At 54.6% G+C, this 15,749-nt stretch carries 16 protein-coding genes; 5 read left to right on the forward strand and 11 right to left on the reverse strand.

All coding sequences use genetic code 11. The features are described from left to right. Positions 1-153 precede the first annotated feature (153 nt). The 3 genes from YA0848_RS10630 to YA0848_RS10640 all read right to left on the reverse strand — a co-directional run bounded on the left by YA0848_RS10630 (position 154) and on the right by YA0848_RS10640 (position 2,010). The gene (locus tag YA0848_RS10630; RefSeq protein WP_079743626.1) at positions 154-297 is read right to left on the reverse strand and encodes a DUF4113 domain-containing protein; all 144 of its coding nucleotides are present in this window, start codon (positions 295-297) and stop codon (positions 154-156) included. Between the two features lie 315 nt (positions 298-612). After that, on the reverse strand, positions 613-1,260 hold the full coding sequence (locus YA0848_RS10635) for a hypothetical protein (RefSeq protein ID WP_057387406.1): 648 nt from the start codon (positions 1,258-1,260) through the stop codon (positions 613-615). A gap of 12 nt (positions 1,261-1,272) precedes the next feature. Beyond that, positions 1,273-2,010 (reverse strand): HupE/UreJ family protein, encoded by a 738-nt coding sequence (locus tag YA0848_RS10640; protein WP_057387407.1) that lies wholly within the window; start codon positions 2,008-2,010, stop codon positions 1,273-1,275. A gap of 513 nt (positions 2,011-2,523) precedes the next feature. On the opposite strand from YA0848_RS10640, the gene YA0848_RS10645 reads away from it, so the two are divergent. From YA0848_RS10645 to YA0848_RS10660, 4 genes are read left to right on the forward strand one after another with little or no spacing between them, the layout of a single operon-like run. Continuing rightward, positions 2,524-2,823 carry a metal-sensing transcriptional repressor gene (locus tag YA0848_RS10645; RefSeq protein WP_057387408.1) on the forward strand — a complete coding sequence of 100 codons (300 nt, stop codon included), beginning with the start codon at positions 2,524-2,526 and terminating at the stop codon, positions 2,821-2,823. A 7-nt stretch (positions 2,824-2,830) separates the two neighbouring features. After that, the gene (locus YA0848_RS10650; protein ID WP_057387409.1) at positions 2,831-3,967 is read left to right on the forward strand and encodes a nickel/cobalt efflux protein RcnA; all 1,137 of its coding nucleotides are present in this window, start codon (positions 2,831-2,833) and stop codon (positions 3,965-3,967) included. Positions 3,968-3,979: 12 nt separating this feature from the next. Next, positions 3,980-4,417 carry a YqaA family protein gene (locus YA0848_RS10655; protein WP_198731298.1) on the forward strand — a complete coding sequence of 146 codons (438 nt, stop codon included), beginning with the start codon at positions 3,980-3,982 and terminating at the stop codon, positions 4,415-4,417. After that, positions 4,414-5,157, forward strand: coding sequence for a TraX family protein (locus YA0848_RS10660; RefSeq protein WP_057387411.1), 744 nt, complete (start codon positions 4,414-4,416; stop codon positions 5,155-5,157). The genes YA0848_RS10655 and YA0848_RS10660 overlap by 4 nt, the downstream gene beginning before the upstream one ends. A 41-nt stretch (positions 5,158-5,198) precedes the next feature. Here the strand turns inward: YA0848_RS10660 and YA0848_RS10665 are convergent, their stop codons facing one another. After that, the gene (locus tag YA0848_RS10665) at positions 5,199-6,509 is read right to left on the reverse strand and encodes an MFS transporter (protein ID WP_057387412.1); all 1,311 of its coding nucleotides are present in this window, start codon (positions 6,507-6,509) and stop codon (positions 5,199-5,201) included. Positions 6,510-6,774: 265 nt separating this feature from the next. Here YA0848_RS10665 and YA0848_RS10670 point away from each other — a divergent pair, with 265 nt between their 5' ends. Next, the gene (locus YA0848_RS10670) at positions 6,775-6,927 is read left to right on the forward strand and encodes a YHYH domain-containing protein (protein ID WP_223656464.1); all 153 of its coding nucleotides are present in this window, start codon (positions 6,775-6,777) and stop codon (positions 6,925-6,927) included. Positions 6,928-6,975: 48 nt separating this feature from the next. Here the strand turns inward: YA0848_RS10670 and YA0848_RS10675 are convergent, their stop codons facing one another. The 7 genes from YA0848_RS10675 to YA0848_RS10705 all read right to left on the reverse strand — a co-directional run bounded on the left by YA0848_RS10675 (position 6,976) and on the right by YA0848_RS10705 (position 15,661). Continuing rightward, positions 6,976-7,428: a chromate resistance protein ChrB domain-containing protein gene (locus tag YA0848_RS10675; protein ID WP_057387413.1), complete on the reverse strand. Its 453-nt coding sequence runs from the start codon at positions 7,426-7,428 to the stop codon at positions 6,976-6,978. Between the two features lie 82 nt (positions 7,429-7,510). After that, the gene (chrA, locus tag YA0848_RS10680; protein WP_057387414.1) at positions 7,511-8,869 is read right to left on the reverse strand and encodes a chromate efflux transporter; all 1,359 of its coding nucleotides are present in this window, start codon (positions 8,867-8,869) and stop codon (positions 7,511-7,513) included. After that, complete coding sequence (locus tag YA0848_RS10685; RefSeq protein ID WP_057387415.1) at positions 8,862-9,806, reverse strand: chromate resistance protein ChrB domain-containing protein; 945 nt, start codon at positions 9,804-9,806, stop codon at positions 8,862-8,864. Before YA0848_RS10685 ends, chrA begins: the two co-directional genes overlap by 8 nt. Positions 9,807-10,185: 379 nt before the next feature. Further along, on the reverse strand, positions 10,186-10,632 hold the full coding sequence (locus YA0848_RS10690) for a hypothetical protein (protein ID WP_124188771.1): 447 nt from the start codon (positions 10,630-10,632) through the stop codon (positions 10,186-10,188). Continuing rightward, positions 10,622-12,643 (reverse strand): hypothetical protein, encoded by a 2,022-nt coding sequence (locus YA0848_RS35980; protein WP_223656463.1) that lies wholly within the window; start codon positions 12,641-12,643, stop codon positions 10,622-10,624. The genes YA0848_RS10690 and YA0848_RS35980 overlap by 11 nt, the downstream gene beginning before the upstream one ends. Further along, positions 12,640-14,376: a site-specific integrase gene (locus tag YA0848_RS10700; RefSeq protein ID WP_124188770.1), complete on the reverse strand. Its 1,737-nt coding sequence runs from the start codon at positions 14,374-14,376 to the stop codon at positions 12,640-12,642. The genes YA0848_RS35980 and YA0848_RS10700 overlap by 4 nt, the downstream gene beginning before the upstream one ends. Continuing rightward, complete coding sequence (locus YA0848_RS10705) at positions 14,369-15,661, reverse strand: site-specific integrase (RefSeq protein WP_124188769.1); 1,293 nt, start codon at positions 15,659-15,661, stop codon at positions 14,369-14,371. The genes YA0848_RS10700 and YA0848_RS10705 overlap by 8 nt, the downstream gene beginning before the upstream one ends. Positions 15,662-15,749: the final 88 nt, after the last annotated feature.

The raw sequence follows: 15,749 nt of genomic DNA on the forward strand, positions 1-15,749 counted from the left end.
TAAAGGAAAGATGTCAACCCATGGACATCGGTTTGAATGAATATTTGTGAGGGTTTAGATTAGGTATCCGATGTCCATAGACCACACGCATTTTTCACAGAAATTGATCATGTGGTGTCCATGGCACATACGCGAATTTTGTGGCGACAGAAACTAGCGTGACCAAGATGAGCCCGATCCAACAGCCCAAAGCTCATCCAATCTGGTTGGACAACTGGGGCTCTTAAGCCCTCTCCTCATACTCCATTCAGGTGATACAGGGACGCTGGCAGTCCGTAATCGACCCAAGGCAGACATTCGTCTTGTGTCTCTCAATCGCTGGACCAAGGGACAATGTCGTCACGCAGAAACAAACAAGGCCGCACATGCGGCCTTGTTTTATTCAGGGTGTTACTCGTGTGAGTGTCCGTGCTCAGCGCTCTCGGAGGCTGCTCCTTTCTCACCGCCGCCGCATGCCGTCATCAGGCCAAGGAAACAGATCAGGAGCACCGAACGGATCAGCGTTGTTGGGGTTTTCATTGGGAGACTCTTCAAAAAACGGGTGAAATAAATGCTTTCGTTTAGGCTGAATACTGGCATTTTCGACAATAGAACAGCCATCGCTGATTCGTATTACTGTTTGACGCTCAAGTAATCGCCGGTTGTTTTCAGTGCGATGGTCACGTCGTTATTGCTGCGGTTACGCCAAAACCAACCGTGGGTGCCGTCAAAAATGGCGGTGAATTCACCTTTATCACTTTTGACTTGCTTGCCCTTGTTGTAGCTGTGGAAGTAACCCTTTTCACCGTTGTAGGGCTCGCCATGGGTGTCGTAGTTCACAGGCCCACCAACCGCTGTCCATTCATAGCTGACAGTCTTGTTCTTCAGCACTTCCAGTTTGATTTCTGTCCCTTCACCTGGCTTGAGCGTGACGCTCATTTGATTCGTCTTCAGAGCTGGGGTAGGTGTCGCCACTGGCTGAGCAACAGGTTTCGCAATAGGTTGGACTTGCGCAACCTGCGGAGCTGGAGCTGGAGCTGGAGCTGCTGGTTGAGGTGGCACGGCATCCGCCAAAGCTTCTTGGGCAAGGATGATCTTCAGTTCGCCCATCTGGGTCAGTCCCAGTGCTCGACCCACACCCGTTGGATCAACGGCGTATTCCGATGGCATGACAACGGTCACCAGCAGGCCGACAGCAGTCAGCAGTGCAATGACAGTCGAACGCACCAGTTTGCGAGTGCTAGGCAATTCATTAACAGTTGGAAGCGGAGTATTGAACATGGTCAGAATTCCTTACGCAGAGACAAACAGGCCGGTGATCTGGTAACCCATCAGCAGGAAACCGGCACTCATCATGGCGACGTTGGCGGTATAGGCGTGGCGCCAGAAACTGCCGGTGCGCCGCCAATACCCCATCAAAATGAGAATCGCGCTAAGGGCCAGCAATTGGCCGATCTCAACGCCAACGTTGAAGGCGATCAGGTTCGGAATCAGGCCATCAGGCGAGATCTCGTACTCCTGAATTTTCGTCGCCAGACCAAAACCGTGGAGCAGACCGAAGATCAGCGTGGCCACTTTGGTATTGGGTTGGAAACCGAACCAGCGCTGGAATGCACCCAGGTTATCGAGCGCCTTGTACACCACCGAGAAACCAATGATGGCGTCGATGATGTAGGAGCTGATGCTGATCTCGGTCAGCACGCCAAGCAGCAGGGTGACCGAGTGGCCTACAGCGAACAGCGTGACGTAGAGCCCCACGTCTTTCAGGCGATAGAGGAAGAAGATCACCCCGAACAGAAACAGCAGATGGTCGTAGCCCGTCATCATGTGCTTGGCGCCCATGTAGATGAAGGGCAGCAACATGACGCCGGAGCTTTCCTGGATGAATCCCTTGTCGCCTTCAGCAACGGCATGAGCCATCGCCTCGGGCATTGTGAGGAAAAGTGACGCGACAAATAAAAACAGCAGCAGTAGCAGGCGACGCGAAGGCGCAGTAAATGCGTCGACGCCGCACATCGAGTGCGAATGCATAGATAAATCCTACGTTGCAGTGATCGTGGGCCGCTGAGCGGCCATGGTCAGGATGCGAACGAAGGACGGGGTGGACGCTCGATCAAAAAAATCGGCGGACGAGGAACGGAATATCGGAGCGCATCAACCCGTATTGACAGCTTCGGCTGTGCAGCCAAACTCAACGCGGACGTGAGCTGTGGCGTTTCGTGCTGATGGTCAGGGGTCAACGGCGAGTGGTAGTGATCCGAGTAGCTCGCGCTCGACATCTCTGCCTGCAGCTCATGGGAGTGATGGGCGTCTTGCGCAATCTCCCAGGCTGGCTGTTTCGATGTCACCGACAACGTATAGGTATGCCCGGCCCAAGCCACAAACATGGCGAGAGCAAGTGCGATTACCACCGTCATTGTCAGTGTTCTGCTGAACATAGTGTTCGGGTTTCAACTCGTTTTGTAGGGCTTTGATGCGTTTGACCACATCCCCCTAGGGGGGATAGGATGCCAGCGTAATTCATTGAGGCCTGAGGCTCAAGTCATGAGTGAGCGCGAACACGAACACAACCATCCCCATACCCACCAAAGTCACGAGGCGATCATCAAGCGCCTCAAGCGGGCGGACGGCCATTTACGCGGCATCATCACAATGATTGAAGAAGGTCGTCAGTGCGTCGACATTGCTCAGCAGTTGCATGCTGTCGAAAAAGCAGTGTGCCAAGCCAAGCGCACGCTCATTCAGGATCACATTGATCACTGTCTGGAGGACACCGTCTCGGCCTTGGGCAATGGCGAGCGCGCACCGCTGGAAGCGTTCAAACAAATCACCAAATACCTCTAGGTCTGATATGCCCAACTTCGCTGAACTGCTGCAACAAGGCGGGGCTCACGCCTGGCTGTATTTCCCGAGTGCTATTCTGCTCGGAGCCTTGCATGGGCTTGAACCGGGCCATTCAAAAACCATGATGGCGGCCTTCATCGTGGCCATTCGCGGCTCGGTAAAACAAGCCGTATTGTTGGGCTTGGCCGCGACGCTGTCGCACACCGCTGTTGTGTGGTTGGTCGCTATCGGCGGCATGTACCTGGGCAAAGGTCTGGACGCTCAAACCACCGAGCCTTACTTCCAACTCGCGTCCTCTGCTCTGATCATCGTGATTGCACTATGGATGCTATGGCGTACCTGGCGCGGCGAGCAGATGTTTAAGTTCGAGCAAGGGGATGATCACCACCACGGCGAGCATGACCATGGTCATCACGATGAGACTCATCGTATCGATACAGGCCATGGTCGCATCGAACTGTCGATCTTCGAAGATGGCATGCCACCGCATTGGCGCCTGAAGGCACTGACCGGGCATGCGTGGCCTGCTTCAGACGTTCGTCTGACCACTACCCGCCCAGACGGCAGCACTCAAACGTTCTCTTTCGTCGAACGCGAAGGCTTCTTGGAGTCGATGGTCGATATCCCGGAACCGCATGAATTCAGTGCGCGCTTGAGTCTTGGGCATGCCGGCCACTCCCATGATTACGACCTGGAATACCAGGAGCATGATCATGGGCATGCGCATTCAGAGCTGGAAGGTCTGGAGTTGTCAATTGATGGTTATCAGGATGCGCATGAACGTGCACATGCCAACGATATCCGTAAGCGCTTCACCAATCGTGAGGTGACCACGGGCCAGATCGTCATGTTCGGTTTGACGGGCGGTTTGATTCCTTGTCCGGCTGCCATCACCGTTCTGTTGCTGTGTCTTCAGGTTAAAGAAGTCGCGCTGGGAGGCATGCTTGTCCTGTGCTTCAGCATCGGTTTGGCGCTCACCTTGGTGGCCGTAGGTGCTGCGGCAGCTATTGGCGCTAAGCAGGCTTCTAACCGCTGGCCATGGCTGGGCACCGTGGCTCGTCGTGCGCCGTACCTGTCCAGTGTGTTGATCATCGGTGTCGGCCTGTACGTGGGCTTCCATGGCTGGATCGGCCTGAACGCATAAGGCGACGTTTGAGTGTTTGAACTCACCAGCTACGCTGGCCTGTTCCTGGCGGCATTCGGTGCCGCGACGTTACTGCCCATGCAGTCTGAAGCCGTATTGGTCGGGATGTTGCTCTCCGGCCGGTATATCGTCTCTACGCTCTTGGCGGTCGCCACCTTTGGCAACGTTCTTGGCTCTGCACTGAACTGGGTGCTGGGCCGTTCCGTTGAACGATTGCGCCACAAGCGATGGTTTCCCGTGAGTGAGAGCAAGCTCGAAAAAGCCCAGCAGTCCTATCTGCGCTACGGGCGCTGGTCATTACTGCTCAGTTGGGTGCCCATCATTGGCGATCCGCTGACGGTCGTCGCCGGAGTCATGCGCGAGCCATTCTGGAGTTTCCTGCTGATTGTCATCCTGGCCAAGGGCGTGCGTTATCTCGTGCTGACCGCAGTCACACTGGGGTGGACATGACGACGGCTCATACAACCCCGCAGTCCTCACTCAAGAGCCGAAGCAGTAGCCTGGATCTGATCAAGTGGCTGGCGATGCTGACCATGGTTATCGATCACTTGCGCTTGGTGTGGCCGGAGATGAGCAATCTGTTCATTCTGGGGCGGCTCTCTTTTCCGCTGTTCTGTGTCGCCATTGCCGCCAACGTGGCGCGCTCCAAATCGGGCGAATGGCTGACTGCCGCGAACGGTCGATACCTCGCGTTGATGCTGTTGTTCGCCGCCATTTCAGAAGTGCCTTATCGCTACATCAGCACCTCGGGATCATTCAACGTGTTGGTTACCCTGGCATTGGGGCTGGTGATTGCCTGGGGATGGCAGCATCGTACTTTGTTGAGCGCAGCAATGGCGTTGATGGCCACCGCAGTTGCCTATGCGCTGGATGATCCATTGATGTATGGATTTTACGGGGCACTTGTTCCAGCGGCTGTCCTAGTAGCAATCAAGAGCCCCGGTGTTCTTTGGTTGCTGCCAGCGGCTCTATGCCTGTTGAGCAATACCCGCAGTAGCATCGTAACCAGGGCGTTGGACTTGGAAGTCTATTCATTGTTGGCCTTGAGCACTGCGTTCGCCGCTCCCCTGATCGGACTCTGGCTACTGCGTCAGACTTTCACCTTCAAGGTCTGGCCAGTGCGGCAATGGGGCTACTGGTTTTATCCAGGGCACCTTGCCGCTCTGCAAGCGCTACGGTTTCTGATCTGAAGGCTGACCAACCAGCCTTAGCTAGTCTTAGGAAATTACGATCATTTGTTGGGCCATCGGCGATGCTGATCATCGATCACGTATGGATGTTCGTGATCCGCGCCCTTCTGGCCGTCGATGTGCATGTGATCGCCCGGCAGATTCTCATGGGTGTGCTTGATCGACTCTTGGTCATGGGCCGGACGCCAGATCACGATGCTGACTGTCAATGCGCAACCTGCCACGACGGCGAGCCCAACAAACGACGCTGTGAGGCTGATGTTGGCACCCAGCCACCCAGCCAATGGGTAGGTAATCAACCAGCAGGCATGGGACAGGGCAAATTGGGCGGCAAATAGTGCCGGGCGATCTTCGGCATGTGCCGAGCGACGCAACAGGCGACCGCTCGGGGTCTGAGCCAGCGAATAGCCCACGCCGAGCAACATCCACAGCGGTAAAAGGAAGTTGTAGGTGGTCAGGTTGATGCCAACGGCCAAGCCTGCGACCAGTATTCCTCCGCCAAACAACATGGCCGTTCGGTCTTTGATGTTTTTCAGCAGGCGAGGCAAGACCAGGGCGGCGACCATGGAGCCGCCACCAAACGCAGCCAGCGCCAATGCCGTGGAACTCTGAGGTAGAGCGAAGCGCGACTGAACCAGAACCACCGTATTGACGATGACCATGGCGCTGGCGGCAGCTACCGTCAGATTGAGAGCCAGCAGTCCCCGCAAGCGAGGCGTGGCCAGGAATATGCGCATGCCACGGGTGGTTCGTTCGTAGATGCTGCGTCGCGGTGTCTGCTTCGCCTTGGGCAGCAGTACCGTGGAGACCAGCGCCGCTGAGGCGAGAAAACCGATGACCGTGCCGGCGAACAGGTTGTGGAAGCTGATCACCGTCAGCAGTGCGGCGGCGAGCATCGGGCTGGCGACACTTTCAAGATCGTAGGCCAGGCGCGATAACGACAAGGCACGGGTGTAGTCGTCTTCATCCGGCAGGATGTCTGGAATGGTCGCCTGGAAGGTTGGGGTAAATGCGGCCGAAGCCGACTGAAGGACGAAAATCAGCACGTAGATTTGCCAAACTTCGGTCACAAACGGCAGAGCAAGCGCGACCAGGGCCCGCACCAGATCCAGCGAGACCAGCATGGCTCGGCGAGGCAGACGCTCTGCAAAAGCCGCTGCAATGGGCGCAACGCCAATGTAGGCCGTCATTTTGATTGCCAACGCCGTCCCGAGAACGGCACCCGCTTGGGCGCCTGCAAGGTCGAACGCCAGTAAACCCAGTGCGACCGTGGCGAGTCCCGTCCCGACGAGTGCAATCACTTGAGCCAGGAAGAGATGACGGTAGGTTCGGTTGGCTAGGATTTTCAGCATGAGAAATCTCACATGGAGAGGCCCGCACCCATCAGGTTGTCGAGCATTTCTCGAAAAAAGAGAGTAACGAGTTTCTCATTTATCGATTTTTTGTATCCCCCCTAGGGGGATATAGAGCCCATCCTAAACCAGAGGCAGGGACAGCTCAAGAAATAGGCGATGAGCCTTTCATCGAAAGCCTGGGAAACGGTCGGGAAGTTGCTTGCTCAGTGGAGGCAATTAGCCATACGCTGCGGAGCGTGAGACATCTCACGGATATAAAAACATGAGCAAGGAGCAAGCCCTGATGAAACTGTCCGCCATCTTGATCGCCGCTTTACTTTCGATTACGTCCGTTGCTGCCTTCGCGCACAGCGGCGGTACTGACTCAAAAGGTTGCCATCGCAACCATAAAACGAACGACTACCACTGCCACTAAATGAACAAAGCCCAGCACTAGGCTGGGCTTTGGTGTGAACTGGTCTCTTTACATCTGAGGAGGCCAGTTATGCGATTCGCCTTGGCATTCCTTGCACCAGGCATAGAGCGCGTCGTACATGACCAGACCGTGTGACAGCATTTCGTGGTCGTCCGAAAAACGCTTCGACAGTCCAAGTGATATTGCGTACAGCCCAGCCGACTGCGGTGTTAGCTCCAGGCGAGACGTATCTGCTCCCCGAACAATTTTGGCTAATTGCTGTAAAGCGGGCTCGTTGAGCTGGTACTTTTTCAGAAACGCATCGAAGCTGCACAGCTCGCCCTCATGTGTCAGTTCTACGCCGGGAATGTCGTAAGGTGCAGCGTCTTTCTCCGCCGCTAAACGCAGCACGTCACCACTGCGCACGTATAAAAACTCGGGCTGCGGATCGATGAAGCGAACGATCAGCCAGGGACAGGCGATGCGGTCGATCTTGGGTCGTTCACGGGTAATCCACCTCATGAAACACCTCCTGCCTAGCTCGGTAGGCTGGGTGATCTGGCGAGCCCAGTGCTCGCCAAGACTGTTAATCCACTCGTGCGATCTAGCGCAGCAGATGCGCTGCCAAACCGACGAGCGCGCAGGCCATCAGCACCTGGATGACGCCTCGCTTGAAGCGGAACAAGGCAATCGCCGCTGCAATGGCGATCAGTGCAGAGGGCCAGTCGAGGCTTCCGCTGAAGCCTCTCGGCCAAAGCACGTGATAGCCGAAGAAACACGCCAGATTGAGGATCACCCCAACTACGGCGGCGGTGATGGCGGTAAGCGGTGCCGTGAACTTGAGTTCGTTATGAGTCGACTCCACCAGCGGGCCACCCGCGAGGATGAACAAAAATGAAGGCAAGAAGGTGAACCAGGTTACCAGTGCGGCGGCGACGGCTCCGGCCAAAAACACCTGATCAGCCCCGAACACTTGCGATACATAGGCCCCGACGAAGCCGACGAAGGCCACCACCATGATCAGTGGCCCTGGCGTGGTTTCCCCTAGCGCAAGCCCGTCGATCATCTGTGTCGGGGTCAGCCAGCCATAGTGACCGACTGCGCCTTGATACACATACGGCAGCACCGCGTAGGCCCCGCCAAACGTCAAAAGCGCCGCCTTGGTAAAGAACCAGCCCATCTGGGTCAAGGTGCCTTCCCAGCCAAATAATGCGGTCAAAATCCCCATCGGCAATGCCCATAGCACGGCTCCTATCAGTGCAAGCCATGCCAACTTCAACCAACTGAACCGGGCATGCTCCGGGGACGGAGTGTCATCATCGATTAAGGCCGGGCCAAAGGATTTCTTGGCGGCGCTATGGCCCCCGGCTCTGAATTTCTCGGGTGCCAAGCGTCCACCGACATAACCGATCAATGCAGCACCCAGAACGATCAACGGGAACGGAACATTGAATGCGAAGATTGCGGTGAATGAAGCCGCCGCTATCGCCCATAGCCAATTGTTCTTCAATGCCCGAGAGCCGATTCTATGTGCCGCCTGCACGACGATGGCGGTCACGGCAGGCTTGATGCCATAGAAGAGCCCTGCCACCACAGGCACTTCGCCGAAGGCGATGTACATCCATGACAGCGCGATCAGGATAAATAGAGAGGGCAGCACAAACAGCGCACCCGCGATAACGCCTCCCCAAGTTCGATGCATCAGCCAGCCAATATAGGTGGCCAACTGCTGCGCCTCTGGCCCAGGCAACAACATGCAGTAATTGAGGGCATGCAGAAACCTGCGTTCGGATATCCAACGCCGCCGCTCCACCAATTCCTGGTGCATGATCGAGATCTGACCCGCAGGCCCTCCGAAGCTGATGAAGCCGAGCTTCAACCAGAACCAGAACGCCTCACGCAAACTGATTGCTTCCGGCCTCGACAGCTCTTCTTCAACCATTGGCGCCAATTCCTTACTCATTGGGTTTCTCCTCTTTCACGAACCCGGCGAGCAGGCCGTCGAAGATGGCACTTGCTGCTGCCAGCAAATGGTCGTCGTCGGTTATGGTTTCGCGCAGCCCTGCCAGCACCCGCTCAATGCCAGCAGCCTCCACCGGCTGAATACCGCCGACATCGAGGTAATGCACAAGGGCAGCAATGCGCCCTAGACCTGGTTTCTGGATTTGAAAACTGGCTTGCAGGGTTTCGAAGGTCACGCGGTTACCAGCATGGCTGAAGGTCGCGTCATCAAAATCAAAACCCAACGCATCTACCGGACAGTCCTGTGGAGTGTTCAGCCAAAGGATCTGAGCTTGCGGGTCAATGAAGCGGCGAATCAGCCAGGCACACGCTAGCCGGTCGACCCAGGGACGTTTGCGCGTTGCCCAGATACGCCCCTGATATTCGTCAAGATTGAGTGCCGGTATTGGTTGGTTACTGCTGTGCGGCTCATCCGGAGACAGGGCTCTGCTGACTGCTGTCTCCAACTCCTGCAAAGCCGAATCAATCTGCTGCTTCGGCTTACCTGGAAAGTAATCGATGCTGGCTATCTGATCGTAGGCTTTGCGTAGCTTACGAATTTGTTTGGTCGTCGCCAGCGCATTTTCAGCATTCAACTGTCCACGGCATTCTTCGATCTCTACACCAAGCTTGCCGTAGTCATCGCTACGGTCGAACAACTCGATAAAGCGTTCACCGTCAGGGTCGACGACAGGCAGGACATAGGCGGTGCCGTTGATCGCCAGAATGTCACGTTCGACAGACGCAAGCACTTCACGACAGACACCGCTATTCGGCAATAGGTAGGCGCCATCGCGTATGACTGCCGCGCCGCTGGCTTTCAAAGCGCGCCAAGCTCGCATGCGTTCGGTGGCATTGGCGGTCGGCAGACCGAGAATCAAAATCAACCAGTTTTTCATGTAGTACATTCTACTTATTATGTAGTTTTCGTTACCTTAATACTTATTTTGGCCGTAGGAAAGATCTCCTTCAGAATTAGAAGTGCGCAGATAGCAGGTGTGGTGCGATGTGGGAGCTATCAGAGGTGTTTTCGTTTTAGTGGTGATCGTATCTGATGGTTTAAGGGGGGAGTATCTGATTTGGCCGATAGCTGCCTGTTTCCATCAGCGGATCGCAGCCACTAGGCAGGAAGCATCTAGCCCGGAGCTGCCGGCTGAGATGCCTCAATCAAGCAGAGCGCTCTTCTCTTTCCGGCTCGCAGCATCAAGGTTGAGCAGCAGAGTGGTCGGAATAGGCAGTCCCCTACACCTGGCGACTAGCTGCACGCGCGCTGTTATCTCAAAGCTTTCTGGGCCCGCGTGGATCCAACGACAGTATGTTGGACGCAGGTAACTGTCGCTCAAGCTCAGCAATACGGTCATACAGCTCTATGATTTTCGCATCCGCCTCGCTCAGTAAACTTGCTAGCTGGTCGCGCTGTCGAGCAACCTGCTCAATCCGATCCCGCAAGGCGCGGCTTTTCTGACGGGCAAGATGATTTACCTGGTTCAACGAAGGAGGTCGCTCCTCCGCATGTTGTTCCACGTAGGTTTTTATCTCTGCGATGAGACTCGGGAAACGAGATTTCTTAAGCGCTGACGGATCGCTCCCGGCCTCTTTGGCCACGTTGTTCTGAGTGACCGGTGTCCCCTTTGGTAGAAGCTGTGGCTTATTGAGTTTCAGACGCTCAAAAGCATCACGATATTGATCAGCCGCGCTTCGGCGAGCAGGGAGTTCAACGTCCATTTGCGCTTCCTACGACACGGCGAAAGCTCTCTACGCTTCGCTTTTGAGCCATCAACGATTCCATTAGCGGACTCCCTCCCTGAGCAGTAGCAAGCCGCTCTTTGAGTACATGTTCAAAATCATCTACCGCACCCAATCGTTCTGAGTCATACAGCACATCAGGGCAAGGTTTTGCATCCACTGAATCACCACCCCCGCAACGGGCAATGTTGTCAATTCCGCCGTACGGACAAGGCTCGCGACTCGAACAAACGCCAAGAATTATCGGGCGACAGGCGACCGCGCCTTTCTTTGCCAAACCAATCATCTTCTTCGCATCCTCTGGCGAAATCAGCCGAACGATCTCAGCCTTTCGTTTGTCTCCATGGGGACTGACAAAACGCTCACTCGTTAGCTGCTGTAATTCTCTTCCAAGCGTCTCGTACATTGTGCGAACGTACAGAGTGTGAGCCTTCTCCTCTAGACGCACCCGCGAGTGATTTTGTCCGTAGTAAAGGCTCATCGCTCGTGTGACGTGCTTGAGCTGGTACTGAAGCGAAGCATCACTTACGAGCCCGGAAGCTTGCATGTTCACTGCCCCAGTTCTACGCAACTGATGCCAAGCCAACGGCCATACATCGCCCACTTGATACTCCTCCGGCAATGAAGGGGTAGCTAGCCGGGCCAATTTCAAATCCTCAGGCGTGATACGCAAACGTTCTAAGTCAAAGAGCTTCCCATACTTCCCCAAAAGGTCGGAATATGACTGGATGCTCGGCCTCAGTGAGTGATTACCTTTATTGCGCAACGAACTCCAGGGCTCGTAAGAAAAATCGGTCAAGTAACGCCCGGCGAGAACTCTCGCGGCTTCGTGAGGTGCGTGGAGTGAGCGAAATAGAGAAATAACCTCCATCGCCTTCACGGCGACCGCCACAGATGGGGATGTGACCCAAACGGCGTCCCTATCAGAGAGCGTTTTTGTCGTCTGCCCACGTAACAAAAAAATGTCGCCGAAACTCTTGTCGTGCTCGATGTCAAGGCACCCGGCTCGAAGATTCCATGCTTCCTCAACCCGCATGAGACTGAAGTTAAGGATGTAAGCCAATCCCGCGCCGTTGACCAGTTTCAGATAGCTAGTCAGCGCTCTTACTTGCAAGTCACCACTGCGCCCTACCCAACGTTCAAGTAGCTCAAAGACGCCGAAGCGTTTCGCCGTTTCCGCAAACGCGCCAAGAAAACGAAGCCCCGTTTTAGCGCCTGATAATTGCATCTTATGGCCGCAAAAAGGCGGGGCGTTTACGCACGCTGTTCTCTCCGAAACCCTCTGGTTATGTTCGTAAGCCGCGAAGCAGAACCGGTAACAAGCTTCAACCTGTTCTCGATGGGATAGGAAATCATCAAGGCACTCTCGCAGCCTAGTAACTTGATAGCGCCAAATACGTGGAGGAATGTAAGGTGTTTGAGCTGTATGGTGAGTTGGAAAAAGCGCAGCCAGACGGGTTAGGGAGCCTGAATCCAGCAACGTAAATCCTACGGCACTACGGGACGCGTAAAGCTCATGCATTAACGACAGAAACTCGGTTTTTCTTGAGGTATGAAGAAAGGCAGGGATCCGTTCGCATACGCGTGGAAAGTGGCTTAATTCGCTGGCAAGTATTCCTGCCTCTTCGCAAAGAACAAACAGCCGCCGCATCTGATCGAAACGCGTTTTAAGGGATCTGTAGCCACGAGCGCCATACGGCCCGTATAGCCACCAGCCAGTGATGATTCGAAGTAAATTTGCGTTCTTTGAGCTAATTGGCGCCGCTGATTTTTTAACTGGCCCATCACCAAAATTCAGCGTCAGTGCCTTCTTGGCCCATGGATCAAGCCTCCAAATTGGATCGCCCCAACGGCTTATTACTTTGCCCTGTGCATCAATTACGACCGGCCAATCAGGTGACGGAGGCCAGCTCTCTGGACGGTAATTCGATGCCCCAGGAACGGCGAGAGGCGACTCGATAGAAAGCCCCAACGTTGTGAGCATATTCATAGGGAAGTCCCCGCTGTAACTTCCGCAAGCCGAATAAATCCATCCCAAGCTGGGTGATAGTCCTCCTCAGCTATGCGTGCGAATGCCTCTTCCACCCAAAGCCGACGTACCTCGCTACTCTCTTGAAAGAACCGTAACTTCGCGCTCAGACGCTCGACCGCAAGCATCGCTGGATGGTCAGTCTCGTCAGATCTATCCGTGCAAGCTGGGCGATATCTAACTAGCTCCAAGCTCTTGAGCACTCGCAAACTACTCAGAGACCAGACGTGATCCTCGCTTTCAATATCCCGATGATTGACACAGAAAAGGCAACCCGCAGCGTTGATACAATCGGGATCAGGAGCATTAGTCGGAGCATCCACGACCGATTCTGGTATCGGCTCCACACAAGTACCTGGAGCAGGTGAGCAAACGACGGGATCTGCTTGCCGGTGAAATCGAGTGATTTCAATCATCGCAATTTGCGGATTGGGCTCGGCGTACACACGAATCAAAGTTTCAGCGGTATGCTGTGCGATTTCCGCCACCAGTTCCGGCCGTTGCGACTCACGTAGCAGCCAATTAATACGCGCACCCCGGAGCTTACGGGGTCGAACGAATCGAACACTGGAATCGGTGCAGACGCGCGCGATAGCCGTGAACTGAGGAGCTTCTAAAACGAGACGTCCCCCAGGGCGGACGAGAGGGAAAAGAAGTCCCTCTAGATCGTCTGGAAACCACGTGTTACGCCACTCAATGTAGCGTTCGAACCACTGCTTGTAGCTTGAGAAAACGTCAAACAGCACTTCACCCTGACGGCGATTTTTGTAAGACCTCACTTGGTAACCATCAAAATGACTCGTGTAATGGTATTGGTCGATACGAAGCTGATGCGCCTGCGACAAATTCATGCCGGTTTGTGCGATGAACATGAGCAGCTCGGCTTCGATTCGCAGATTCACTGCCGGGTATCGAGTCTCGATTGAAACGTCAGCGTTCCGAAGTTCGCGGTTTCTAAGGATGGTCGCAATCTGGAATTTGGTTTGAGGTCGAATCCGTCGTGACGCTTCCCTCTCTGTATCGCGCAGGCCGCACCAGATAGGTAGCGTCGAACCCGACCGCAACTCCACGTGGATGGGAAGTGGCCCCGTCACAGCCTCATAGGTAAGGGACGTACAGACGTCGGCAATGAACTGCCCGAATGAAAAGCTCTCTTCTAAACTTTGCTTATCAGCGCCCCCATTACTGGCCTTTCCGTTGCCTCTAGGCTTGCGAATTCGGGTGCTGTACAGAAGCGTCGAGCTTCGGCCTAGAACTCGGTCGAGCATCGTCGCGGTTAAACTTGCCGCGTCGTATAATGATCCGGCAGTTAGATATCCTTCCACGCGATGACGCTGTAGAAGATGTTCAGCCCACCCCAGGTATTCCTCCGCGACCGTATCAATGCTCAACGGACGCTCGCACTGATCCACCCACTGAAAAAACTTCCTCAACGCACCAATCTTGTTATTTGCCGAAAAGCGGCTCCCCCCGCCGACAAGGTCGTCGGTCAAACAGTCATGGAGCCCCTTCACAAGCTCTACCCGCTCCAGCAAAGGATCACTCAAAGCACCTGATGTGATTTCACTGCGTACAGTCTTCACTTTTGCCTTAGCACCACCGCTGTATAAAAGTGGTGCCAGATCCCAGGGCGTCTCATTTTTCGCGTACTCAAGCATTGGAAACGTTAGGTCTGAAAACGTCAGATTATTCATTGCTTGCTCCCTGCATCGACGCAATCCCTATAAACGCAGTCATGAAGCTGTTCGCAATGGCCTGCTTAGCGGGCGCGGCTTGCACAAATTTGATGTATTTGAAGGTGGTAGCCTCCGAATTTCGACCGTGAAGCAATGCATTGCTGACAGTCGCAATCACTATCGCCACATCAGTGCAATTTGCTAAAGCGAGCCTAGCTAACTCAGTTCCAAAGGTGCATCGGGATTGGTGGAAGCGAAACTTCCTGAGCGCTTTGATGCCCGACGCGATGCCTAGTTTTCTAAGTGATGACATCTCAACGTTTATGGCCGAAGACTGATCACTGTTGCGACGTCCGAAAGGGTTTCCAAAACGTGTCAAGAACACTAAGTCTTGATGCTCGCCAGCAGCAGATGCCTCGCGAGTCAACCTGCGAAGACCCTTGGCATACTCCAAGACTTCTGAACACAAAGCTTCGGGAATCCATACCTGGCCAGTTACTGCAAATTTGGTATGCACGGGCGGGGACGCACCTGGCCCTACGGATATCAGAAGCAGACCTTCAGCAGACGGGTCATGTATGGCACGCTCCAACGCATCGATACGAAGGTCACAGATCGTTCCCAGTCGCATACCCGTAAAGAAACCTAGAGCCAACATCAGATAAAGCTCGGGTGAGGCGCTCTGTTTTGCGAAATCAAGAATGGCGTCTCGATCAACCGCTGACACAGGAAGTAGCCCACCTTCCAAAGTGACCCCAATGCGTTTTCGGTTTGGAATACCCAGATCGGTGGTGGTGCCAGCTAGCGTTCGCTCGAAGCCGACCTGGTCAAAGTATTTGATGAAATAGCGCTTGTCTTTCCACAACGGCAATAGCGGGTTTAGAAGGCCACGCCTCCTGACCCACCTGTAGAAACTGATGCAGTTACGCATGTACTCGGAAGCCGTGGCAGGACTGATATGACCGGCATCACGAGCCTTGATAAGCGCCCCACGGTACTGAACAAGACATCGATCAGCCTTTCGAGACGGAAACTCAAACCACTGAAGCCTGCGACTCTCCAAAAACTTCGCGTAGTTCAACAGCCCGTTCAGGTTGCTAGAAACGGTCTTAAGGAGTGCCTCACCATTGGTGACTCTCTCCATAGCCCAGAGATTGGCTTCTCTCCAGGGCAAGCCGTCTTCCCAGAATATTTGTGGTAGTCCTTCGATCACTACACGGGAGCTATTCAGCGAGTAGGTAATCAGGCGGTCTTGGACAGAAAGGTCATGCGGACTGAAGTGAATGTGTTCGACGGTAGGCAAGTGAAATCTCTATAAGAACAAGCATCAATGTCCATTGGGACGCCATCTAACTTTGGGCGTCCACAGTATGCAACTTATTCTTATCGAT

Source organism: Pseudomonas sp. S4_EA_1b, assembly GCF_016307435.1.
Taxonomy (GTDB): Bacteria; Pseudomonadota; Gammaproteobacteria; order Pseudomonadales; family Pseudomonadaceae; genus Aquipseudomonas; species Aquipseudomonas rhodesiae.